Source organism: Actinotalea soli, assembly GCF_017565425.1.
In the GTDB taxonomy this organism is placed as follows: Bacteria; Actinomycetota; Actinomycetes; order Actinomycetales; family Cellulomonadaceae; genus Actinotalea; species Actinotalea soli.
Genome location: NZ_JAGEMK010000004.1, coordinates 150,411 through 171,514, shown reverse-complemented (window position 1 = coordinate 171,514; position 21,104 = coordinate 150,411). Strand labels below are relative to the sequence as shown.

The following is a 21,104-nucleotide window of genomic DNA, read 5'->3' as shown; positions in this document are numbered from 1 at the left end:
GATCACCTCACGCCATAGGATGCGCTGATGGCAGAGGTGCATCGTGAGGTCGAGACCAAGTACGAGGTGGTCGCGGAGCTCCAGCTGCCGGACCTGGTCGAGCTGTTCGGGTCCGTGCCCCGCGGCACGAAGGCGCCGAGCTCGGAGGAGTCGTCCTGGGCCGAGGAGGGCGTGGAACGGCAGCGCCTCCGCGCCACCTACTTCGACACCGCGGACTTCCACCTCGCCGCGGCCGGGCTGACCCTGCGGCGGCGCACCGGTGGCTCGGATGCGGGCTGGCACCTCAAGGTCCCGATGGCCGACGGCTCGCGCTCCGAGATCCGGCTCCCGCTGGGACGCGGCGCCACCACCGTCCCGGCTCGCCTCGTCGCGATGCTCTACGCGGTGACCGACGGGCGAGAGCTGGTCCCCGTCGTGAAGATCGACACCGACCGGACGGTGCGGCACCTGGTCGACGAGGCCAGGAATCTCGCCGTCGAGGTCGCTGACGACCTGGTCACCACCCGCCCCGTGCCGTCGTCGGGCTCGGGAGAGAGCCCGCCCGCGACGTCCTGGCGCGAGATCGAGGTCGAGCTCGTCGACGGCCCGACCAGCCTGCTGGACTCCCTCGACCCCGTGCTCCGGGCGAGCGGCCTGGTCCCGGCCAGGACCACCTCGAAGCTGGCCCGGGCGCTCGGCCGCGGGTCGCTACGCGCTGCGGGCGGCACCACGGCGCGCAAGGCCTCGACGACGAAGGTGGCAGCGCGCACGAAGGCAGCCTCGGGCAAGAAGGCAGCCTCGGGCGAGAAGGCCCGGGCGGGGGAGGTCGCGCTCGCCTACATCGGTGCCCAGGTCGACACGATCCGCGCGCAGGACATGCCCGTGCGCCTGGATGCCGAGGGCTCCGTGCACGCGATGCGCGTCGCCACCAGAAGGCTGCGCAGCGCCCTCACCACGTTAGGGCCCCTCCTCGACCGGAAGGTCACGAAGCCGCTGGGCACGGAGCTGAGGTGGCTGGCCCGCGTCCTCGGGGAGGCCCGCGACGCCGAGGTGATGCGAGCCCGCATCGGCGCGGCCGTCGACGAGGAACGTCCCGACGCGCGCCTCGACCCCGCCGTCGCCGAGGGCGTGGACGGTGAGCTCGACAGCGCCTACCGGGCAGCGCACGACGACGTGGTGGCCCAGCTGAGCAGCGACCGGTACCGGGCCCTGCTCGACGCGCTCCGAGCCCTCGTCGAGCACCCGCCGCTCACGGACCGTGCCGGGCGCTCGGCGCAGAAGGTCCTGCCGGGACTCGTCGCGAAGAGCGACGCGAGGGTCGGCGCCGCCATGCGAGCCGCGCACACGGCGCGTGACGAGGCCGAGCGCGAGACGCAGCTCCACCGCGCCCGCAAGGCGGCCAAGAAGGCGCGCTACTCGGCCGAGTCGGTGGCGTCGGTGTTCGGCAAGGACGCGCGACGGTTCGCGGCAGCCATGGAGGAGGTCCAGGAGGCGCTCGGCGACCACCTGGATGCGGTGGCCACCCGTGCCCGGCTCCGCGAGCTCGCCTCCGGTACCGAGCAGCCCGGCACGGCCTTCACCTACGGGCGTCTCCACGCGCTCGAGGAGGCGAGGGCGCAGCGCTCGGGCGAGCTCGTCGGCGAGGCCTGGGCCGCGGCGCGCAAGAAGAAGCTGCGCGCCTGGCTGCGCTGAGCCTGCACCGCCGCGAGGCCGTCGCGCGCGACGGTCGCGCCAGTGCTCAGGCTCCCCGCACCGCGGCCACGGACGCAGCCTGCTCGTAGTGCCGCAGCAGCCGGTCGCAGACCACGGGCCAGGTCCGCGCCCGCACCGCCTGATGGGCGGCGACCCCCATGGCGACGCGCTTGGCCTGGTCACCCACCAGGTCGACCACCCGCGCGCGCAAGGCGGCGAGGTCCCCCTGGGGGTAGAGCCAGCCGGTCCGGCTGTGGTCGACGAGGTCGCGCAGGCCACCCGCGCCGACCGCCACCACGGGCACCCCGCTCGCCATCGCCTCCTGGGCGGCCTGGCAGAAGGTCTCGAACGGGCCGGTGTGCACCATGACGTCGAGGCTGGCGACGGCCCGTGAGAGGGCCAGGCCCGAGAGCGATCCGGTGAAGTGCGCCCCGGGCAGCCGCCGCTCGAGGCGCTCGCGCTCAGGCCCGTCGCCGATGACGACCAGCTGCACCCCGGGCAGGTCCGACAGGACGGCGAGGTCCTCGACCTGCTTCTCGGCCGCGAGCCTGCCGACGAAGCCGACGACCACCTCACCGTCCGGGCTGAACCTGGCCCGCAGGTCGGCGTCGCGGTGGGTGGGGGAGAAGGCGGCGGTGTCGACCCCGCGCGGCCACACCTCGACGCGAGGGATGTCGTGGCTCACGAGCTCCTGGGCGGAGGTCGGTGACGGCGCGAGGGTGAGCTGGGCGCGCCCGTGCACGGACCGGATGTGCCGCCACGCCGAGGTCGACGCGGCGGTGAGCCCGTACCGGCGGAAGAACCCCGCGACGTCGGTCTGGTAGATGGCGACGACGGGGATGCCGAGCGACCCGGCGACCCGCATCACCGGCCCGCCGAGGGTGAACGGAGACGCCAGGTGCAGGACGTCGGGGCGGAACTCCGCGAGCCGGCGGTGCAACGAGCCCGAGGCGACCGCCGGCACGGGCACCGGGACGCGCACGTGGCGGTGGCCGGGCAGGCCGACCGACGGGAGGTTCACCACGTCGAACCCCTCGCACTCCGGGGGTGGGTCACCCAGCGCGAAGACCCGCGCCTCGTGACTGGTCCGGCTCAGGTGGCGGAGCACCTGCTGCACCGACCCGGTGACTCCGTTGATCGAAGGAAGGAACGTCTCGGAGACGACGGCGATCTTCACGCTCGAACCCCATCAAGGTGATCTTCACTGAGGGTGTGCCCCCGGAGACAGGGAGGAGACCTCCGCGTGAACCCTGGGGGGTGCGGCGATGTCGGCGTGCACGCTGGAACATCCTCTCGGCGGGACTCGTTGAACCAGACACGATGAGACTGAATCGATACGAGGAGTTCGAGGACGCGGCGGGCCGCCGGGTCCGGTACCGGCGTCGGGACACCGGGGGCGTCGTCGCCGTCAGGGCGGAGGTCGCCGAGGACGCGACGCTCGGCCGCGAGACGTGGGTCGACCCCGGGGCCCGCGTCCTGGCTGGTGCGCGCATCGGGTCCTACGGCTGGGTCGAGGAGGGAGCCGTCGTGGGCGAGCAGGCCCGGCTCGGGCGCGACGTCCACGTCGGCCGTGACGCCGTCGTCGGCGCGGGGGCGTGGGTCGGCGACCGGACCGAGATCGGCGCGCGCGCCCATGTCGCGGCGGACGTCGCCCTCGAGCCGGACACCAGGATCCCCGAGGACCAGGACGTGGCACCCACCACAGGCTCCGTGCCCGCCGCGGTCAGGCGGGACCGCGCCGCGTAGGTAGGCCTCGGGGCGGCCCGTGGCGCCCGACGGCGACCCCTGAGCGGCCCCTGAGGTGCGCGCCCTTCCCGCCGATCAGGGATCAGGGACTCCTCAGGTGCCTCCCCGATGTGTCAGGCACCCCCGTGAGACGAGGCTGGTGCCATGCCCGCAGGACGCGGGCGCCGCTCCTCACCCCGAGCGGACACCCCCCGCGAGCAGCGGACCAGAAGGGAACAGTCACGTGGGCATCCAGGACAGCTTGTACGCCGAGGGCTACTACCGGCCCCACCAGGACAGGATCCTCGGAGGCGTGTGCGCCGGGCTCGGCCGCCGCTGGGGCATGACCCCGTGGAGCGTGCGGTGGCTCTTCATCCTCATCCTCTTCGTGGTGCCAGGATCCCCGATCCTCATCTACCCGATCCTGTGGATCTTCATGCCGGACGAGCGCTCCGTGTGGGCGCCGGCGCCCGCGCCCGCCGCCCCGTCGACGCCGGCCCCGTAGGCCGCGCACGCGCCCGCCGCGGCGCCTATCGTCAGAGGCGTGGGAACGTCACCCCTCCCGGTCGACGAGGTCGGCCCGGGTTGCGAGCCCCTCGCCGAGGGATTCCTGCGCGAGCCCGTCTCGACCTGGTCGAGCCTCGCGTTCGTCCTCGCCGGCGTGGTGGTGGTCGTCATGGCCCGACGACGGCGACGCGCCCTGGGTGCGCCGGTCGCGGGAGGGATCGTCGAACCGCCGTCGACCGCCTACGCCGTGCTGGTCGCGGGGATCGGGCTGGGGTCGGTGGTGCAGCACGGGCCGAACCCCGCCTGGGCTGACCTCGCGCACGACCTGCCGCTGCTCGCCGCCCTGCTGCTCATCACCGCGGACGCCGTCGCCGACCTCGCCGGGCGCGCGCGGGAGTGGTGGTGGTGGGTGCTGCCCACGGTCGCGATCGCGCCGGTCATCCACCTCTGGCCGACCGCGGGGGACCTGACCCAGGGCGTCGTGGCGGCAGTCACCGTGATCATCAGCCTGGACCGGGCCTGGCGTCGGCCGGCGTTGCGGCGGACGATCCTGACGAGCACAGCCCTGCTCGCCACCGGCGGGGTCATCGAGATCCTCTCCAGCCCGGGGTGGCCGCTGTGCGACCCCGAGAGCCAGTGGTGGTTCGGGCACGCCGTCTGGCACGTGCTGATCGCCGCCGGGCTGGCCGTCCTCGCGGGGGCCCTCGGCTGGCGGGAGGCCCCGGGGTCCCCCGGGGCCCCGCCCCCTCGCCGAGGTCGCACATCTGCACCGAGGTCGCACCGGTGATCGTGCGTTCTCGATGCAGATGTGCGACCTGAGCTGGGGCTGGGGTGGGAAGACAGGTGGGCAGACTGAGCGGGGTCAGCCCACCGGCAGGTTGACGGCCTGCGAGCAGCGGTCCACCTCGTCGGCGTCGAGGGTCAGGTCTGCCGCGGCGGCGGAGTCGGTGATGGAGGTCGCGCGTCGGGAGCCGGGGATGGCGATGAGCGCCTCGCTGAGGGCCAGCTCCCACGCCAGCACCACCTGCTGGGGGCTCACCCCGTGGCGCTCGCCGATCTCGGCGAACACCGCGAACCGCTCGCCGACCGCCTGCGCCCCACCGCCCGTGCCACCGAGAGGGCTCCACGGCAGGAACGCGATCCCGTGCTCCTCGCAGTAGCGGAGCTCGTCGTAGCTGCCCGGGTGGCGCGGGGAGAACTCGTTCTGCACGCTCACGAGGCCCCCGTCGCCCAGGACCTCGCGGGCGATCTCGATCTCCTCGACGCTCGCGTTGGAGATGCCGACCTCGCGGACCTTGCCCGAGCGCTTGAGCTCGGCGAGGTTCTCCATGATGTCGGCGTAGACCATGGTCCGGTCAGGCCGGTGGTACTGGTACAGGTCGATGGTCTCGACCTGCAGGGCACGCAGCGAGGCCTCGACCGCGGAGCGCAGGTGCCCGAGCGAGCCGTCCCGTCCCCAGGTCTCCCCGTCGCCGCGGGTGATGCCGCCCTTGGTGGTGACGAGGAGCTGGGAGGTGTCCCCGCCCCAGGACCGCACGGCCTCGCCCACGAGTCGCTCGTTGTGCCCCACCGCGTCCCAGGAGGGGGCGTAGATGTCTGCGGTGTCGATCAGCGTGACGCCCGCGTCCAGCGCGGCGTGGATCGTGGCGATCGCCTCGGCAGGCTCCGGGTACTCCTTCTTCTGGTTCATCGACAGCGGCATCGCGCCCAGGCCGATCGCGGAGACGGTGTAGGGGCCGAGCTTGCGGTGCTGCACGGTGGACCTCCGCATCGGGGTGGCCCGCCGTCCGGGCCGACTCTGCCCAGCATCGCACCCGGACGGGTCCGCAGCAGGTCGGGCGAGCACCTCGGGGGCACAGGATCGGCCACGGTGCGTGGACCGCGGGTAGCCTTCGTCCAGCAGGGGACTCGCTGGGGAGAGACAGGAGGCTGGCCGCGATGGCTGGTTCGCAGACTGCTCTTCGCGAGGCCAACCGCGCCACCGTCCTGGACACCATCCGGCGGTACGGCGGTCTGACGCAGGTCGAGCTCGCGGCCGCGACGAGCCTCTCGGCCGCCACCGTCTCGAGCATCGTGCGCGAGCTGCAGGGCGCCGGGGCGGTGGACGTGCGGACCACCGTGCGCAACGGACGGCGGGCGCTGCTGGTCACGGTGCTGCACCGCACAGGGCTGGTCGTCGGCGTGCGGATCGGCACGCGGCACATGGCCATGACCCTCGCGGACTCCGCGCAGGAGGTCCTCGTCGAGCAGACCCTGCCCCTGCCCCACGAGCACCGGGCCGACACGAGCCTGGACCGCGCGGCCCTGCTCATCGTCGAGCTCCTCGAGCGGGTCGGCTCCTCGCCCGAGGAGCTGCTGGGCATCGGCATCGGCGTCCCGGCCCCCGTGGACGTCGCCACCGGCACCATCTCCGTCCCCGGCATCCTGCGCGGCTGGGACGACGTCCCCGTCGGTGAGGTCATGTCCCGGCGCCTGGGTGTCCCGGTCTTCGTGGACAACGACGCCAACCTCGGCGCCCTCGCCGAGAGCCGGCTGGGCGCCGCGCGCCACTTCCAGGACTCGGTCTACGTGCGGGTCTCGCACGGGACCGGCGCGGGCGTCGTGCTCGGGCACCAGCTGCACCGCGGCTTCGCCGGGACCGCCGGGGAGATCGGCCACGTCCAGGTCGACGCGAGCGGGGCGGTCTGCCTGTGCGGGAGCCGAGGATGCCTCAACACGGTGGTGGGGGTGCCCGCGCTGATCGACGTGCTCCGGGCCAGCCGCGGGCCGCTGTCACTGCGGGACATCGTCACCCTGGCCTCCGAGGGGGACCCGGGCTGCCGGCAGGTGGTCGAGGACGCCGGGGCGACGATCGGGGGCGTGGTCGCGGCGTTGGCGATCAGCGTGAACCCCCAGTGCGTGGTGGTCGGCGGCGAGCTCGCCGAGACAGGGGAGACCCTGCTCGCCCCGCTGCGTGAGGCGATCCGACGACGCGTGCCGCTCAACCACATCGCGCCGCTCGAGGTGGTCGGTGCAGAGCTCGGGGCCCGGGCGGAGGTCATGGGTGCGGTGCTCCTGGCCCTCGAGGGCACGACCCTGCTGACGCACCGGGTCGATCACCCCGACCGCGACCGGGTGCCCGGATGACCACCCACCAGGGCGACTGGACGATGGCGCTCGACGAGGAGGCCAGGATGACCGGCGAGAACGCAGGGACGCGCCAGCCGGTGCTGGCCGTCCGTCAGGTGACCAAGCGGTTCGGCGCGGTCGAGGCCCTCATCGGGGTCGATCTCGACGTGCACGCGGGCGAGGTCGTCGCGCTCGTGGGGGACAACGGGGCCGGGAAGTCGACGCTGGCCAAGATCGTCTCGGGGGTGCTCCAGCCCGACAGCGGGCAGGTCAGGATCGCCGGCGAGCCGGTGACCATCGGGTCCCCGGCGGCAGCCCACGCCCTGGGGGTCTCCACGGTCTTCCAGGACCTCGCCCTGTGCGAGAACCTCAGCGTGGCGGCCAACATCTTCCTCGGCCGCGAGCTGCGGGTGTCCGCGAGCGGGCCGATGGACCTGGCTCGCATGGAGCTCGAGTCCACGAAGATCCTGCGCGACCTCACGGTGGGCGTCCCGTCCGTCCTCGCGCCGGTGCGGGACCTGTCTGCCGGTCAGCGGCAGGCCGTCGCGATCGCGCGGACGCTCACCACCCGCCCGCGCATCCTCGTGCTCGACGAGCCGACGGCCGCGTTGTCGGTCGTGCAGACGGCCGAGGTCCTCATGCTCGTCGAACGGCTGCGGGCGATGGGGCTCGGCGTCATCCTCATCAGCCACAACCTGGCGGACCTGCGGTCGGTGGCTGACCGGATCGAGGTGCTCCGCCACGGTCGCAACGCCGGGTCCTTCGACGCCGCCACGGCCGCCCCCGAGGAGATCATCGCCGCGATCGCCGGGGCGACACGGGTGGCCATGCCGAGCTGGGCGCGCCGCTGACCCCATCGGGGCTTGGCTTCACTAGTCGTGGTCAATGCCCGTTTCCTCCCAGGGAGCATCCGGCGACAAGGTGCCGGGACCGCCAGAAGGGCCAGCCTTCCGCACGGCTGGTCACGATCAAGTAACGCCGCTGAGAGCCTTGGCTTCGGAGGTTGACCGCAAGGTGTGGCGGTCCCTAGTGTCGGTCGCGGTTCACCTGAGGCTGGCGACGACGCCAGCAGTGCAGCGCGGCACGGAGAGCGGAGACCATGACGGACACACCCGTCGCCCTCGAGATGAGGTCGATCACCAAGACCTTCCCCGGCGTCCGGGCCCTCGACGAGGTCTCGATGACGGTGCAGGTCGGTGAGATCCACGCCATCTGCGGCGAGAACGGCGCCGGGAAGTCGACCCTGATGAAGATCCTCTCCGGGGTCTACCCGGCCGGCACGTACGAGGGGCAGGTCGTCTACCAGGGCGAGGAGGTCCGCTTCAAGGACATCAAGGCCAGCGAGCGCGCCGGCATCGTCATCATCCACCAGGAGCTCGCGCTCATCCCCGAGCTGTCGATCACCGAGAACCTCTTCCTCGGCAACGAGCCGACCGGCACCGTCGGCATCGACTGGGGCGCGGCCCGTCGTCGGGCCACCGAGCTGATCGCCCGCGTGGGCCTGACCGCCTCACCCGACGAGCAGATCAAGAACCTCGGCGTGGGCCAGCAGCAGCTCGTGGAGATCGCCCGTGCCCTGTCCAAGAACGTGCGGCTGCTCATCCTCGACGAGCCCACCTCCGCGCTCAACGAGGAGGACTCCGAGCACCTGCTGGACCTGCTGCGGGGGCTGCGCACCAAGGGCCTGACCAGCATCATGATCTCGCACAAGCTCAACGAGATCGCCGCGATCGCCGACTCCATCACCGTCCTGCGCGACGGCCGCACCGTCGAGACCCTCAGCGCCGCCGGGGGTGGCATCGACGAGGACCGGATCATCCGCGGGATGGTGGGCCGCTCCCTGGAGGCGCGGTTCCCCGACCACACCCCCACCATCGGGGAGACCTTCTTCGAGGTCAGTGGCTGGACCGTCGAGCACCCGCAGGTCCCCGGACGCCTGGTCTGCAAGAGCTCGAGCTTCCACGTCCGGCGCGGAGAGATCGTCGGGTTCGCCGGGATCATGGGCGCCGGGCGGACCGAGCTCGCCCGATCGATCTTCGGCAGGTCCTACGGCCGCCACCTCGCGGGCCAGATCACCATCGACGGCACGCCGGTCACCCTGCGCACCGTGCAGCAGGCGATCGACCACAAGGTCGCCTACGTCCCCGAGGACCGGAAGGTCCAGGGCCTGAACCTCCTGGACACCATCGCCGACACGATCGTGGCCTCCGACCTGCGCCGGATCACGCGCTACCGCGTGCTGGACCCCGAGGCCGCGGTGCGCGCGGCCGAGGGCTACCGCACCTCGCTGAACATCAAGACGCCGTCGGTGCGCGAGGGTGTGGCGAAGCTGTCCGGGGGCAACCAGCAGAAGGTGCTCCTGGGCAAGTGGATGTTCTCCGAACCGGACCTGCTCATCCTCGACGAGCCCACCCGCGGCGTCGACGTCGGAGCGAAGTACGAGATCTACGGTCTGGTGCACCGGCTCGCCGACGCGGGCAAGGGGGTCGTGGTGATCTCCTCCGAGCTCCCCGAGCTGCTGGGCCTGTGCGACCGGATCTACACGATCTTCGAAGGCCGGATCACCGGAGAGCTCGACAGGTCCGAGGCGACCCAGGAGAGCCTCATGCGTTTGATGACCGGCACCAGCCCGGCACCCACCCACTGACCGTTCAAAGGACGAACCGAGACGATGACGTCACTCAAAGAGGTGTTCGGCGGCGGAGCCCGCCAGTTCGGCATGGTCTTCGCGCTCGTCGCGCTGATCATCGTGTTCCACGTCGCGACCGGCGGCAAGGTCCTGACCCCGACGAACGTGCAGAACATCATCAACGGCAACTCGTACGTGCTGATCCTGGCCATCGGCATGGTCCTGGTCATCATCGCCGGGCACATCGACCTGTCGGTCGGCTCGGTCGCGGCCGTGGTCGGCATCATCGTCGCCCTGGCGATCCGGGACTGGGGGATCCCGTGGTGGCTCGGCATCGTGCTCGGCCTCGCCGTCGGCGCCGTGATCGGTGCCTGGCAGGGGTTCTGGGTCGCCTACGTGGGGATCCCCGGGTTCATCACGACCCTCGCGGGGATGATGCTCTTCCGCGGTGCGAACCAGTACATCGGCAAGTCCAACACCGTGCCCGTCCCCGCAGAGATCCAGTTCCTGGGGGCTGGCTACCTGCCCGAGTGGGGGCCGAGCACGGGCCTGAACAACTCCACCCTGCTCCTGGGACTCCTCGCCGTCGCCGCCGTCGTCCACGCCGAGGTGCGGCGCCGGCAGTCGGCGCAGCGCCTGGGTGGGGAGTCGATCGCGCCGTGGGTGTCGATCGCACGCCTCGGCCCGCTGGTCGCGGTGATCGCCGCCGCGACGTTCCTCTTCGGCAGCGGGCGGGTGGGTACGTCCTTCCCCGTGTCGGGGGTGATCCTCGTGGTCCTGGTGCTGGTGTACGGGTTCGTCTCGACCCGCACCATCACCGGTCGGCACGTGTACGCCGTCGGCGGCAACAAGATCGCGGCCTCGTTGTCCGGGGTCAACATCCGTCGGACGAACTTCCTCGTCATGATGAACATGTCGATCCTCGCGGCGCTCGCAGGCATCGTCTTCGTCGGGCGGTCCACCGCCTCAGGCCCCTTCGACGGCACGATGTGGGAGCTCGACGCCATCGCGGCGGTCTTCATCGGCGGGGCGGCGGTCTCCGGCGGCGTCGGCACCGTGATCGGGTCCCTCATCGGTGGGCTCGTCATGGCGGTGCTCAACAACGGGCTGCAGCTGATGGGCGTCGGCTCGGACAGCACCCAGATGATCAAGGGCCTGGTGCTCCTCGCCGCCGTGGCCTTCGACGTCTACAACAAGGTCCAGGGCAAGCCCTCGATCATCGGGCTGCTGATGCGCTCGCGACGTCAGAGCGAGATCCCCGGCGGTCCGGACGGCCCCGAGGCGGGCCCGGTCAAGGGCTCCAAGGCGGACACGCTCGCCCGTCGCTGACCTCGCTCGCTGCCCCACCCCTCCAGCCCGCCGGGGTCCCCCGGCTCGACACCTGACGCCCGCCGACTCCCCGGCGGGCAGCTACCTCGCACCCAATGACGGGTGCCTGACAGATGGGGACGATCCATGAAGAAGATGACAGCGGCGATGCTCGCAGCGGGGACGGCCGGGGTGCTCGCCCTCACCGGGTGCGGCGCCTCCGAGCGGGACGGCGGCAGCAGCGGCGGCAGCGAGGAGGAGCCGGGAGGTTCCACCGAGCAGACCGCCGGCTTCGCCGAGGACGCGACGATCGGTGTGGCCCTGCCGCAGAAGACCTCCGAGAACTGGGTGCTCGCGGAGCAGCTGTTCATCGAGGGCCTGGAGGAGGCGGGCTTCGACCCGATCGTCCAGTTCGCGAACAGCGGGGTCACCGAGCAGCAGAACCAGATCCAGGCGATGGTCGAGCAGGGCGCGGAGGTCATCGTCGTCGGCGCGATCGACGGTTCGCAGCTGGGCACCCAGCTCGAGGCGGCGGTGCAGTCCGGGGCTCAGGTCATCGCCTACGACCGCCTGGTCAAGAACACCGACGCGGTGGACATGTACGTGGCCTTCGACAACTACGAGGTCGGCGTGCTGCAGGGCGAGGCGCTGCTCCAGGGCCTCGAGGAGCGCATGGGCGAGGGGCCGTACAACATCGAGCTCATCGCCGGCTCGCCCGACGACGCCAACTCCACCCCCTTCTTCGAGGGCGCGATGAGCGTGCTGCAGCCGAAGATCGACGACGGCACGCTGACGGTGGTCTCCGGCCAGGACACCTTCGAGCAGGTCGCCACCCAGGGCTGGAAGGCGGAGAACGCCCAGAAGCGGATGGACACCATCCTGTCCGGCACCTACACCGAGACCGAGCTGCACGGCATCCTGTCCCCGAACGACACGCTGGGGCGTGCGGCTCTGACCGCCGTCGCCCAGGCCAGCAAGGAGACCCCGGTCGTCACCGGCCAGGACTCCGAGGTGGAGTCGGTCAAGTCGATCGTCGCCGGTGAGCAGTACTCGACGATCTACAAGGACACCCGCCAGCTCGTCGCCCAGACGATCAAGGAGATCGAGCTGCTCCAGCAGGGTCAGGAGCCGGAGATCAACGACACCGAGTCCTACGACAACGGTGTGAAGGTCGTCCCCTCCTACCTGCTGGACCCGCAGATCGTCACGCAGGAGAACGCCGCCGAGGTCTACGCGGACGACGCGACGCTCGGGCCGCTGACCGAGGGCTGACCACCGACAGCCCAGCGCCGGACGCCGAGGGGGTGGGGCCCGTCCGTGGCTCCACCCCCTCGGCGTCCCACGCCCCCCTCACCCCTCGCCGGCCGACCCTCCAGCCTCTGCCGCGCCGCTACGCCCCAGGGCCGACGACGGCGTCGTACATCTCGGCGAAGCGGCGCTGGCGGTCCGCGTAGTAGTCGGCACGGCCACCGTCAGGCTCGTAGGTGGTGCCGGTCGGTCGCGGGGCCCGGAGCGCGTCCGGCGCGAGCACGTCGAGGGCCAGGAGAGCGGTGCCGCGCAGGGTCGACCGCTTGAGGGTCACGTGGGTGACGGGACGGCCCAGCACGTCGGCGAGGATCTGCAGCCAGTCCGGGTGGTCGTTGCTGACCCGGCCCGACGCCGTCATCCGCACCGCCTCGGGCGCCGCGGGGCCGAGCTCGGCGACCACCCGGGCGTAGGTGATCGCGATGCCCTCGACCGTCCCACGGAGCATGGCCGCGCTGTCCGTCGCGGCGGTGACCCCGGTGATGGTGGCCTGGGCGTCCCCGGCCCAGTGGGGGGCGCGCTCGCCCGTCAGGTACGGCAGCACCAGGGGCGTGGCGGTCGACGGCGGCGCGGTCAGCAGGGGGTCGAGGTCCTCCTCGAGCCGGAAGGTGCTGGTCGCCCAGGCGAAGGCCCGCCCGACGTCGTTCAGCGCCCCGCCCAGGAGCGTCCGGTCCCCGTCCACCCGGTAGTTCCACAGGCCCAGGGGCACGGGGTGCGCGGCGTGGGGGAGCAGGACCCGGAGCGCGCCGCTCGTCGCTGTCGCCGCGGCCATGGTGGTCGGGTCGGTCGCACCGGCACCGACGTTGCTCGCGAAGCCGTCGGTGATGACGGGGAACCAGCGGGCCTCGGCCAGGGCGGGCCACCGCGGCGCGACCGCCGGCAGCACCGTGTCGGCGAGGTCGTGGATCGGCGAGAACTGCTCGGCGCGCACGCCGACGGCCTCGAGCAGCTCCGCGTCGAGCTCGCCCGTGCGGCGGTCCAGCAGCCCGGTCCACGCGGCGGTGGAGGTGCCTGCGGCGTCGACCCCGATGAGCTGCCGGTACACGTACTCACCGAGGGACCACCAGCCGGCCGCGGCGGCGAAGGTCTGCGGGGCGGACCGGGCCAGCCACCGCAGCCGGGGCGCGTGGTAGCTGGTGTGGATCCGGGTGCCCGTGCGTTCGTGCACCGCGGGCTCGTCCAGCTCGGCCCGCAGGGCCGTCACGTCCTGCGCGCACCGCGAGTCGGCGTACGTCAGGCAGGCGGTCAGCGGCCGACCGTCCGCGTCGACCGCGATGAGGGAGGCCGCGAAGGTGTCCATGGCCACGCCCGCGATCCGGGTACCCAGGGAGCCCTCCTCGGTGACCGCGTCGATGATCTCCACGACCTCGGCGGTGACCTGGTCGGGGTCGATCTCGGAGGTGCCGTCCGGGGCGACGGTGAAGGCGTGGCGCACCTTGTGCCTGAGGCCGGCAACAGGTCGACCCGTCGCGTCGTAGACACCGCCGCGGCTCGCCGTCGACCCGACGTCGATCGCCAGCACGAGCGGGTCCAGCGCGTCGCTCAGGGCGACGTCCTCGAGAGGGGTGGTCATCGGTGACGTCCTGTTCGGCCGGGGCGTGGGACCTTCCTGACCCTAGCCAGGGCGCGGGGGCAGCGCCCGACCGGGACGGGTCCGCGCCCGAGGGCGAGGTGCGGGCGGGACCGCCCACGTGCGCCCCGGTCAACGGGCGGCGCTGACCATCGGCGCCGTGCCGACCGTCGTCGGGTCGGTCAGGCATCCCAGCATGACCTCGGCGAGGTCGCCGACGCGCACGTGGTTGACCGGGCTCAGGCGCAGGTGCCCTGTCCGCACCTGCCCGGTCCGGGCTCCGGCGGTCACCCGCGGGCTGCGCACCAGGGTCCAGTCCAGGCCGCTGGCCTGCAGGGTCGCGGCCATCGCCCGGGAGGCAGGCAGCAGCCTGCGGTTGCCCACCCAGAGCATCGGGAGGATGACCGCCTTGCCGAGGTTGTGCGGGTCGCCCGGCATGTCGAGGTGGTAGCCCTGCATCACCACCAGCCGGCGGATCCCCTGGTCGCGCATCGCGGTGATGATGTGGCCCGTGCCGATGCTCATGCTCTCCGGGTCCTGGAAGCCGCCGAGGCTGGACAGCACCGCCTCCGTGCCGACCACCGTCTCGTGCACCGCCTCGGCGTCTCGGGCATCGCCGAGGACCGCGTGGACCGCGTCCGGGAGCCGACCCGAGCGCCGTCGTCGGTCGCGCACCAGAGCGCGCACCTCGTGGCCCTCGGCGAGGGCTCGCTCGACCACCGACGAGCCGACCATCCCTGTCGCGCCGAACACTGCGAGTCTCATCTCGACCGCCTCCCTCGTGGTCCCCCCGACGCTAGGAGCGCCTCCCTCTCGGGGGTATCCCAGAAAGCTGGTATTCCGCGTCGCGGTCGGCAGGCCTACCGTGGACGGGTGGCCATCGATGCCCACGAGCGGGCGCTCGACCGGGTGGCGAGGCTGGTGCGTGAGCCCACCGACCTCGTGAGCCTGTGGCGCGGGTGCACCGAGGTGCTCGCCACGGTCGTGCCGCACTACTGGACGCCGTGCTGGTTCACCGTCGACCCCGCCTCGTTGCTGGTCACCAGCCACGTCCACGAGGGCCTGGACCGGATGCCCGACGAGTGGCTCGTCGCCGAGTACTGCGGCCAGGACGTCAACCGGATCGCCGACGTCGCGACCTCGTCGTCGGGCGTCTCCACCCTGCACGAGGCGACGGGCGGGCGACCGGAGAGCAGCCCGCGGTGGCACTTCAACATGACCCTCGGCGGGGACCAGGAGGTGATCAGCCGGCTGCGCACCGGGTCGGGTGACGTCTGGGGCGCGGTGGGCCTGTACCGCGAGCCCGGCAGCCCGTTGTTCGACGAGCGGGACACGAGGTTCCTCCAGGCGATCTCACCGCACCTCGCCGAGGGTGCCCGGCGGGCCCTCCTCCTCGGGGAGGCGACCGCCCCGGAGCACCCCGACGCCCCCGGTCTGGTGATCCTCGACGAGCACTGGGAGGTCAGCTCCACCACCCCCGGCGTGGAGGCATGGTTGCGCGAGCTGCCCGACGGCGACGTCGACCAGGGGCGGATGCCCTCAGCCGTCCTCGCCGTGGCGGCTCGCGCCCGGGCGGCCGCAGAGCCCTCGGCGCCGGGCGGGGTGGTCGTCTCCCGGGTCCGGGCCCGCAGCGGGGTGTGGGTGGTGCTGCACGGGACGGTGCTCGTGGACCGAGGCAGCCGACGCGTCGCGGTGATCGTCGAGCCCGCCACCCCCGACCGCATCTCGCCGCTGCTCATGGCGGCCTACCAGCTCACGGCCCGCGAGCAGGAGGTCACCAGCCTGGTGCTTCGGGGTGCCTCCACCGCGGCCATCGCCCAGGAGCTCGTCCTGTCCCCGCACACCGTGCAGCAGCACCTCAAGCGCGTGTTCGACAAGACCGACGTGCGCAGCCGCCGCGAGCTGGTCGCCACGGTGTTCTTCGCGCACTACGAGCCGCGGTTCCGCGACAACGAGCGACGGATGGCGACCGGCCTGCCGCTGCGTGGGGGACCGGCCTGAGGGTGGGGGCGCCCGGCGCCGTCGGGCTCCGGGGGCAGAGGTGCCTGGGTGTGGCAGGGCCGGGTGTCATGGGGCCGGGTGTCGTGGGGCCTGGTTCGGTGCGGGCGCGGGGTTCAGACTCGGAGGACTCGCGGCACGTCCCGCGCCCGGGACCCGCCGCCCGTCGCCCTCTGGAGGACCCATGCCCGTCAGTCGTCGCGGTTCTGCCACCTTCGAGCAGGAGCTCGGGGCGGTGATCGACCGGCCCGGCACGCCGATGGTGCTCGCGGGCGCGACCGTGCGCAGCCTCGACCCCGCGGTCGGTGACCTGGCGAGGGCCGACGTCGTCGTCCAGGACGGGAGGGTGACCGGCGTCGGGCCGGGCCTCGCCTCGAGGACCCCGCGCGCCGCCGTCGTCGACTGCGCCGGGATGTCGGTGCTGCCCGCGGCGGGGGCCGGGGTAGGGGCAGGGGTGCAGGTCAGCGACGGTGAGCAGGGCGAGGGTGGGGGAGCAGGGGAGGAGCGGCTCGGCACGGTGGGGCCGGGGAGCGCGGCGACCTTCGTGGTGCTGCGCGGTCAGGGGACGGAGCGGCCGCTCGAGTCGGTCGTCTGGTACCCGCACCAGGCTGCGGCGCTGGTCGTCGACGGCGTTCTCACCGGGGAGGCGGGACGGGACGGCGGACGGGCTCGCGGGGGGAGGCGGGGGGCCGCGGCCCGGACGGTCGACAGCCCGCACCTGGGGAGGTGGACGGACCCGGCGGCCGACGTCGTCCAGGACCTCACCCCCGACGGCAGGTACGCCGAGGCCCGAGGCGGCCGCGCCCACGCCTACGACGGCGCGTTCTGGATCGCAGGCGACCACATCGTCTACCGCGACGACCTGGGCTTCTGGGCCTACGGCAGGTTCCGCGACGGGGTGCTCCACCACGTCGACTTCCGCTTCCACCGCACCTGACCCACCCCAACCCCACCCCCTGCGCCCCCGTCCCCCCACCCCACGCGAGCCCCCGCCGAGGTCGCACTTCTGCACCCACGTCGCACCCGTGCATGTGCGTCCTGACTGCGGATGTGCGACCTCGGCGGGGGAGGGGCAGGCCCGCCAGGACGGCCCGGTGAGGGGTGGGTGGGTGGACAGGGGGGGCGCTGGGTGGTGTGGACGCTGGGGCAAGGAACGGAGCCGATCAGGCATGGACCGGCTCACCGCGGTGCACTTGGCTCGGACCAAGCCCGCACGGGCCTCCTCCACGCGGGCGGACCTCGTCACCGCGTCGACGGCGAGTCCCACGAACGGATCCGACCATGGAGCTCCACCAGATCGTCCTCGCCGTCGCGGTGCTCGCCGTCGGGCTGGCCGCGGGCGTGTTCTTCACGTTCACCACGCTGATCGTGCCCGGGCTCAGGGACATGGACCCGCGGTCCACCCTCCAGAGCTTCCAGGCCATCGACCGACGGCTGCAGCCCGACCCGCCGTCCATCGACGGGCAGCCGGCTTTCGGAGCGGCCCTCGGCGGCGCCGCGGTCCTGACCGTCGCCGCGGCGATCCTCGGCTGGCCGCACTTCTCGACCACCACACGGACCCTCGCGGTCACCGCGGCGGCCGTCTACAACCTGGGCTTCCTGGTGCCGACCCTCACGACGATCCTGCCCTTCAACAACAGCCTGCGCGGCGTCGACCTCGACACCATGAGCGAGGCGGAGGTGGCCACCCGGCGTGCCGACTTCGACCGCACCTGGCGCGGCTGGAACCTCGTCAGGACCGCGTCCTCAGCGGCGGCCTTCGCCCTCCTCGTCGTGGTGGCGCTCGCGGGCGGGGGGTGAGCGGGTGGGCCTAGCTCGACTGCCGGGTCCAGGTCCCGCAGCCGTCGGTGAGGAAGCCGGCGTCGCCGGGGTAGATCCGGACGGAGGTCCTGCCGCCGAAGGTGAGGTTGTTCTCGAGGACTGCGCTGAACTCACCGGAGAAGGACGATCGACGCTCCCAGTAGCAGCCCTCGCGGCCGCCGGGGGCGGTGTAGAGACCAGGCTTGATCTGCGAGCCGACCGCCCACGACCCGTCCTTGAAGGTGGTGCGTGCCGCGCCGAGGGCCACCAACCTGGTCCAGGACCCGCAGCCGTCGGTCACGAAGTACTTGTCGCTCGCGCGGATCGTGACGATGGTCTGGTGCTCGGTGAACTCGTTGCTGATGACCCCCGCCAAGGACGTCCCAGGCCGGTCGCGACGCTCCCAGTAGCAGTAGTCGCTCGGGTTGGCGATGTACGTGCCGGCCTTGATGTCGATGCCGACGCGGTACGCGCCGTTCTTCGTGAGGGTCGGAGCGGGCTTGCCGACCTTGGCGGTCGCCGTGCTCAACCGGGAGGCGGTGATGTACGTGGACCGCGCGCCGGTGACCTTGACGGTGATCGTCTTGCCGTAGTCGGCGCCCACCAGGGTGTAGCTCGGCCGGGTCGCACCCGGGATGCTCACGCCGTCCCGGCGCCACTGGTAGGTCAGGCTCGCTGCCGGGCTCCACGTCCCGACCGTGGCCTTGAGCGTGCTCCCCACCCGTGCGGTCCCGGAGATCGTCGGGGCGACGGTCCGGGGGAACGGCTTCGCGACGAGCCCGGTGGCGGAGCTGGTGCTGGACGCCGCCGCATAGCCGCTGCGCTTGCCGGTCACGGTCACCGTGATCCGCCGGGCGTGGTCGCTCGCGGTGAGCCGATAGGTGCTGCGGTTCGCTCCGCTGATGGACCTGCCGTCGCGCTTCCACTGGTAGGTCAGCTGGGCTCCCGGCGACCAAGTGCCTGCGGTGGCCTTGAGGGTCGAGCCGACGTGGGGGGTGCCGGAGATCTTCGGTGTCGGGACCGTCGTGAACCGCCCGGCAGCCACGACCGTGCCCGCACTCGCACGCTTCGTCGTCGCGTAGCCCTCACGGCTCCCGGTGACGACGACGCTGAGGGTCCGGCCCTTGTCGGCGGCCTGGGGCGTGTAGGTGGACCCGGTCGCGCCGCTGATGCTCTTGCCGTCGGTCCGCCACTGGTACGTGAGGGTCGCGTCGGGGGACCAGGTGCCGGGGACCGCCTGGAGGGCGGAGCCGACCCGGACCGTGCCGGAGATCGTCGGTGTCGGGGAGGAGGGGAACGTCCCGGCGCCGACGACGGCGCCCTCGCTCACGGTGGTCACGCTGGTGTAGCCGTAGCGCGTACCGGTCACCGCGACGGTCAGCGTCTGCCCCTTGTCGGCGGTGGTCGGCGTGTAGGTCGAACCGGTCGCGCCCGTGACGGGCTGACCACTGATCTGCCACTGGTAGGAGAGGGATGCCTCCGGGTCCCAGGTCCCGGGGAGGGCCGTGACCTCGGCGTCGACGCGCACCGCGCCGGAGATCGTCGGCGTCGGGGCGGGATCGAGGTCCCCCGCGAGCACGGGCCCGGCGGTGGCGGTCACGGAGTCGGCCGCATCGCCCAGGGCGCCGGTGACCGTGGCGGTGAGCTCGGTGCCGAGGTGGTCCGCCGTCAGGGCGAGCTCGGCGCCGGTCTCGTCCGGGAGCACGACGTCGTCGGCGGACCACGTGTAGGTGAGCTCGACGTCGGCGGGGGTCCACTCGCCCGTCGTGACCTGCACGGTGGCGCCGACCTGCACGTCGCCCTCGATCGCGGCAGTCTCCGGCGCGACGACGACGATCGGGTCCGGCTCGCCGGTGTCGGCTCCCTCACCGGCATCGGCCTCCTCGACGGGGGGCAACCCACCGTCGGTGCCCTGGGCCGGCGCCACCAGCGCGACCGAGGCGGTGAGAGCGAGGGCGGTCGTGAGCAGCGCACCGAGCGCCGAGCTGCGCCGCCTGGCCCTGCCGGAGGAGGTGAGGACGCTGGACCTCAGGGTGTTCGTCATCGCGTGTCCGATCATGCTCAGCGGCCCCCAGGCCGGGAGCGGTCCCCCCGTCGCCATGACCGACGATGCAGAGTATTGGCGGACGACGCGTCCACGTGGCCGATTCGGTGACGAATCCGATCGAGAGCACCCGAACGGCCCAGCGGTGCCCCACCCCGAGGCGCGGTCGGGTGGCAGGCGTGCGAGCTGGGCGGGCCGGCCCGCCGTGGCGGCCGGTGGAGGTGGAGCAGGCTGGAGACACCTGTCACACCCCGGCGTAGCCTCCGACCCATCAGCCGCCGCGCCTGACGCAGGGAGAGCGCCATGACCGATCCGCTGCGGGAGCCGCCGCTCGCCGGCACGGAGGTCGAGCACCTGATCGGCACGCGCGAGCGGTTGCGGGCGACCTTCCGCTGGAAGGCCGGCGGGCTCGACGTCGAGCAGCTCCGCGCCCGCGCTGTGATGCTCCCGCCCGACGACGCCAGCTGAGCGCCCGGCCCCCGACCCCTGCCGCGTCAGTGGTGCTCCCCGACCCGACCGAGGGTGTCGACGGGCGTCGCGCCGGCGCGGGTCCACTGCGGCACGGGGCGGCTCCTCTCGGACCAGCCGGCGTTCCCCTCGGCGTCGGACCGCCAGTACCAGCACTGCCCGCGGCCCTCGGGCCAACCGTCGGGGGTGTCCTCCCAGGCCTCGCCGCGGCCGTACGGCGTGAGGTCGAGCAGGGCGAAGGACCCGGCGGCACCTTCGACGCCTCGCCCGGTGGTCGCGTAGGTGAGGAAGGTGCGGTCGCCGTCGCGCAGGTAGCAGGCGATCGAGCCCATATCGTCGCCGACCGGGGCCGGGGCGCCGCGCACCGAGTACCAGGGTTGCGTGTACCCCATGAACTCGACGAAGGGCGCGACCTCCTCCCACGGCCCCGTCGTCAGGATGGCGAAGGAGACGCCCCGGGCGTTGAGGTAGACGGCGTCCTTGAGGTGCCAGGCCCAGAGGGTGCACCCCTCGCACTGGCCCTGGTGCGGGGCGCCGTCGTGCCACATGTGCTTGTAGACGACGAGCTCCTCGCGTCCCTCGAACAGCGCGAGGAACGGCACCGGCCCGTCCGGCCCGACGACCTCGACGGACCCGTCGAACTCGACCATCGGCAGTCGACGTCGCTCCGCCGCCAGGGCGTCGCCCGCGCGGGTGTGCGCCTTCTCCCGCACGAGCAGCTCGTCGCGGGCGGCCTGCCAGGCGGCGAGGTCGACGACGGGTGGTCGGCCGGGACGTGCGGTGGACGTGCTGATGGGTGTGGTCGTCATGGTGCCCTCCGTGGTGGTGCACGCCGGTGGCGTCGCGGGCCGTCGTCCGCTCCCCAGGTAGACCGGCACACCGGTCGGAACTCATCGGCGTCCGCCACGGCCCTGGCCACGTCGCACATGTGCACCCAGGTCGTCCATGCGCAGGTGCGTCCTCGGTGCAGG

General features: G+C 72.7%; 19 protein-coding genes. 13 read left to right on the top strand and 6 right to left on the bottom strand.

The genetic code is table 11. The features are described from left to right. The first annotated feature begins 27 nt into the window (after positions 1 to 27). Positions 28 to 1,671 (top strand): CYTH and CHAD domain-containing protein, encoded by a 1,644-nt coding sequence (locus J4G33_RS09885; protein WP_208055797.1) that lies wholly within the window; start codon positions 28 to 30, stop codon positions 1,669 to 1,671. A gap of 46 nt (positions 1,672 to 1,717) precedes the next feature. Here the strand turns inward: J4G33_RS09885 and J4G33_RS17810 are convergent, their stop codons facing one another. Then, positions 1,718 to 2,848, bottom strand: a complete 1,131-nt coding sequence (locus tag J4G33_RS17810) for a glycosyltransferase family 4 protein (protein WP_208055796.1) — start codon at positions 2,846 to 2,848, stop codon at positions 1,718 to 1,720. A gap of 143 nt (positions 2,849 to 2,991) precedes the next feature. Between J4G33_RS17810 and J4G33_RS09875 the strand changes: the two genes are divergently transcribed. The 3 genes from J4G33_RS09875 (at position 2,992) to J4G33_RS09865 (ending at position 4,690) form a co-directional block, all read left to right on the top strand. After that, a complete protein-coding gene (locus tag J4G33_RS09875) occupies positions 2,992 to 3,417 on the top strand; it encodes an LbetaH domain-containing protein (RefSeq protein WP_208055795.1) in 426 nt (141 codons plus the stop codon). Positions 3,418 to 3,640: 223 nt separating this feature from the next. Further along, the gene (locus J4G33_RS09870; protein WP_208055794.1) at positions 3,641 to 3,901 is read left to right on the top strand and encodes a PspC domain-containing protein; all 261 of its coding nucleotides are present in this window, start codon (positions 3,641 to 3,643) and stop codon (positions 3,899 to 3,901) included. Positions 3,902 to 3,940: 39 nt separating this feature from the next. Beyond that, the gene (locus J4G33_RS09865) at positions 3,941 to 4,690 is read left to right on the top strand and encodes a hypothetical protein (protein ID WP_208055793.1); all 750 of its coding nucleotides are present in this window, start codon (positions 3,941 to 3,943) and stop codon (positions 4,688 to 4,690) included. Positions 4,691 to 4,765: 75 nt separating this feature from the next. On the opposite strand, the gene J4G33_RS09860 is transcribed toward J4G33_RS09865, so the two are convergent. Next, positions 4,766 to 5,659, bottom strand: coding sequence for an aldo/keto reductase (locus tag J4G33_RS09860; protein WP_208055792.1), 894 nt, complete (start codon positions 5,657 to 5,659; stop codon positions 4,766 to 4,768). A 182-nt stretch (positions 5,660 to 5,841) separates the two neighbouring features. Here J4G33_RS09860 and J4G33_RS09855 point away from each other — a divergent pair, with 182 nt between their 5' ends. From J4G33_RS09855 to J4G33_RS09835, 5 genes are all read left to right on the top strand, one after another. Next, positions 5,842 to 7,029: an ROK family protein gene (locus tag J4G33_RS09855; RefSeq protein WP_208055791.1), complete on the top strand. Its 1,188-nt coding sequence runs from the start codon at positions 5,842 to 5,844 to the stop codon at positions 7,027 to 7,029. 47 nt (positions 7,030 to 7,076) lie between these two features. After that, complete coding sequence (locus tag J4G33_RS09850; protein WP_208055914.1) at positions 7,077 to 7,862, top strand: ATP-binding cassette domain-containing protein; 786 nt, start codon at positions 7,077 to 7,079, stop codon at positions 7,860 to 7,862. A 248-nt stretch (positions 7,863 to 8,110) separates the two neighbouring features. Continuing rightward, the gene (mmsA, locus tag J4G33_RS09845; RefSeq protein WP_208055790.1) at positions 8,111 to 9,658 is read left to right on the top strand and encodes a multiple monosaccharide ABC transporter ATP-binding protein; all 1,548 of its coding nucleotides are present in this window, start codon (positions 8,111 to 8,113) and stop codon (positions 9,656 to 9,658) included. Between the two features lie 24 nt (positions 9,659 to 9,682). Then, positions 9,683 to 10,969 carry a multiple monosaccharide ABC transporter permease gene (gene mmsB, locus J4G33_RS09840; RefSeq protein ID WP_208055789.1) on the top strand — a complete coding sequence of 429 codons (1,287 nt, stop codon included), beginning with the start codon at positions 9,683 to 9,685 and terminating at the stop codon, positions 10,967 to 10,969. 126 nt (positions 10,970 to 11,095) lie between these two features. Beyond that, entirely contained in the window at positions 11,096 to 12,220 is a 1,125-nt protein-coding gene (locus J4G33_RS09835) for a substrate-binding domain-containing protein (protein ID WP_208055788.1), read from the top strand. Positions 12,221 to 12,338: 118 nt separating this feature from the next. Here J4G33_RS09835 and J4G33_RS09830 read toward each other — a convergent pair whose 3' ends face one another. Further along, positions 12,339 to 13,826: a gluconokinase gene (locus J4G33_RS09830; protein WP_208055787.1), complete on the bottom strand. Its 1,488-nt coding sequence runs from the start codon at positions 13,824 to 13,826 to the stop codon at positions 12,339 to 12,341. A 129-nt stretch (positions 13,827 to 13,955) separates the two neighbouring features. Next, positions 13,956 to 14,588 (bottom strand): NAD(P)-dependent oxidoreductase, encoded by a 633-nt coding sequence (locus tag J4G33_RS09825; protein ID WP_208055786.1) that lies wholly within the window; start codon positions 14,586 to 14,588, stop codon positions 13,956 to 13,958. Between the two features lie 108 nt (positions 14,589 to 14,696). Here J4G33_RS09825 and J4G33_RS17805 point away from each other — a divergent pair, with 108 nt between their 5' ends. From J4G33_RS17805 to J4G33_RS09810, 3 genes are all read left to right on the top strand, one after another. Next, the gene (locus J4G33_RS17805) at positions 14,697 to 15,824 is read left to right on the top strand and encodes a helix-turn-helix transcriptional regulator (protein WP_208055785.1); all 1,128 of its coding nucleotides are present in this window, start codon (positions 14,697 to 14,699) and stop codon (positions 15,822 to 15,824) included. Positions 15,825 to 16,005: 181 nt separating this feature from the next. After that, the gene (locus tag J4G33_RS09815; RefSeq protein ID WP_208055784.1) at positions 16,006 to 16,758 is read left to right on the top strand and encodes an Atu4866 domain-containing protein; all 753 of its coding nucleotides are present in this window, start codon (positions 16,006 to 16,008) and stop codon (positions 16,756 to 16,758) included. A gap of 344 nt (positions 16,759 to 17,102) precedes the next feature. Then, positions 17,103 to 17,621 carry an anthrone oxygenase family protein gene (locus J4G33_RS09810; RefSeq protein WP_208055783.1) on the top strand — a complete coding sequence of 173 codons (519 nt, stop codon included), beginning with the start codon at positions 17,103 to 17,105 and terminating at the stop codon, positions 17,619 to 17,621. A gap of 10 nt (positions 17,622 to 17,631) precedes the next feature. Here the strand turns inward: J4G33_RS09810 and J4G33_RS09805 are convergent, their stop codons facing one another. Continuing rightward, positions 17,632 to 19,665 (bottom strand): Rv1352/Rv1906c domain-containing protein, encoded by a 2,034-nt coding sequence (locus J4G33_RS09805; RefSeq protein WP_208055782.1) that lies wholly within the window; start codon positions 19,663 to 19,665, stop codon positions 17,632 to 17,634. A gap of 303 nt (positions 19,666 to 19,968) precedes the next feature. Between J4G33_RS09805 and J4G33_RS09800 the strand changes: the two genes are divergently transcribed. Beyond that, complete coding sequence (locus J4G33_RS09800) at positions 19,969 to 20,133, top strand: hypothetical protein (protein ID WP_208055781.1); 165 nt, start codon at positions 19,969 to 19,971, stop codon at positions 20,131 to 20,133. A gap of 26 nt (positions 20,134 to 20,159) precedes the next feature. Here the strand turns inward: J4G33_RS09800 and J4G33_RS09795 are convergent, their stop codons facing one another. After that, on the bottom strand, positions 20,160 to 20,942 hold the full coding sequence (locus J4G33_RS09795; protein WP_208055780.1) for a DUF899 domain-containing protein: 783 nt from the start codon (positions 20,940 to 20,942) through the stop codon (positions 20,160 to 20,162). Positions 20,943 to 21,104 lie beyond the last annotated feature (162 nt).

Coding starts and splice junctions, on each gene's coding strand:
- J4G33_RS09885 (WP_208055797.1), top strand. CDS start 28: ATGGCAGAGGTGCATCGTGAGGTCGAGACCAAGTACGAGGTGGTCGCG.
- J4G33_RS09875 (WP_208055795.1), top strand. CDS start 2,992: ATGAGACTGAATCGATACGAGGAGTTCGAGGACGCGGCGGGCCGCCGG.
- J4G33_RS09855 (WP_208055791.1), top strand. CDS start 5,842: ATGGCTGGTTCGCAGACTGCTCTTCGCGAGGCCAACCGCGCCACCGTC.
- J4G33_RS09850 (WP_208055914.1), top strand. CDS start 7,077: ATGACCGGCGAGAACGCAGGGACGCGCCAGCCGGTGCTGGCCGTCCGT.
- mmsA (WP_208055790.1), top strand. CDS start 8,111: ATGACGGACACACCCGTCGCCCTCGAGATGAGGTCGATCACCAAGACC.
- mmsB (WP_208055789.1), top strand. CDS start 9,683: ATGACGTCACTCAAAGAGGTGTTCGGCGGCGGAGCCCGCCAGTTCGGC.
- J4G33_RS09835 (WP_208055788.1), top strand. CDS start 11,096: ATGAAGAAGATGACAGCGGCGATGCTCGCAGCGGGGACGGCCGGGGTG.
- J4G33_RS09830 (WP_208055787.1), bottom strand. CDS start 13,826: ATGACCACCCCTCTCGAGGACGTCGCCCTGAGCGACGCGCTGGACCCG.
- J4G33_RS09825 (WP_208055786.1), bottom strand. CDS start 14,588: ATGAGACTCGCAGTGTTCGGCGCGACAGGGATGGTCGGCTCGTCGGTG.
- J4G33_RS09815 (WP_208055784.1), top strand. CDS start 16,006: ATGCCCGTCAGTCGTCGCGGTTCTGCCACCTTCGAGCAGGAGCTCGGG.
- J4G33_RS09810 (WP_208055783.1), top strand. CDS start 17,103: ATGGAGCTCCACCAGATCGTCCTCGCCGTCGCGGTGCTCGCCGTCGGG.
- J4G33_RS09805 (WP_208055782.1), bottom strand. CDS start 19,665: ATGACGAACACCCTGAGGTCCAGCGTCCTCACCTCCTCCGGCAGGGCC.
- J4G33_RS09800 (WP_208055781.1), top strand. CDS start 19,969: ATGACCGATCCGCTGCGGGAGCCGCCGCTCGCCGGCACGGAGGTCGAG.
- J4G33_RS09795 (WP_208055780.1), bottom strand. CDS start 20,942: ATGACGACCACACCCATCAGCACGTCCACCGCACGTCCCGGCCGACCA.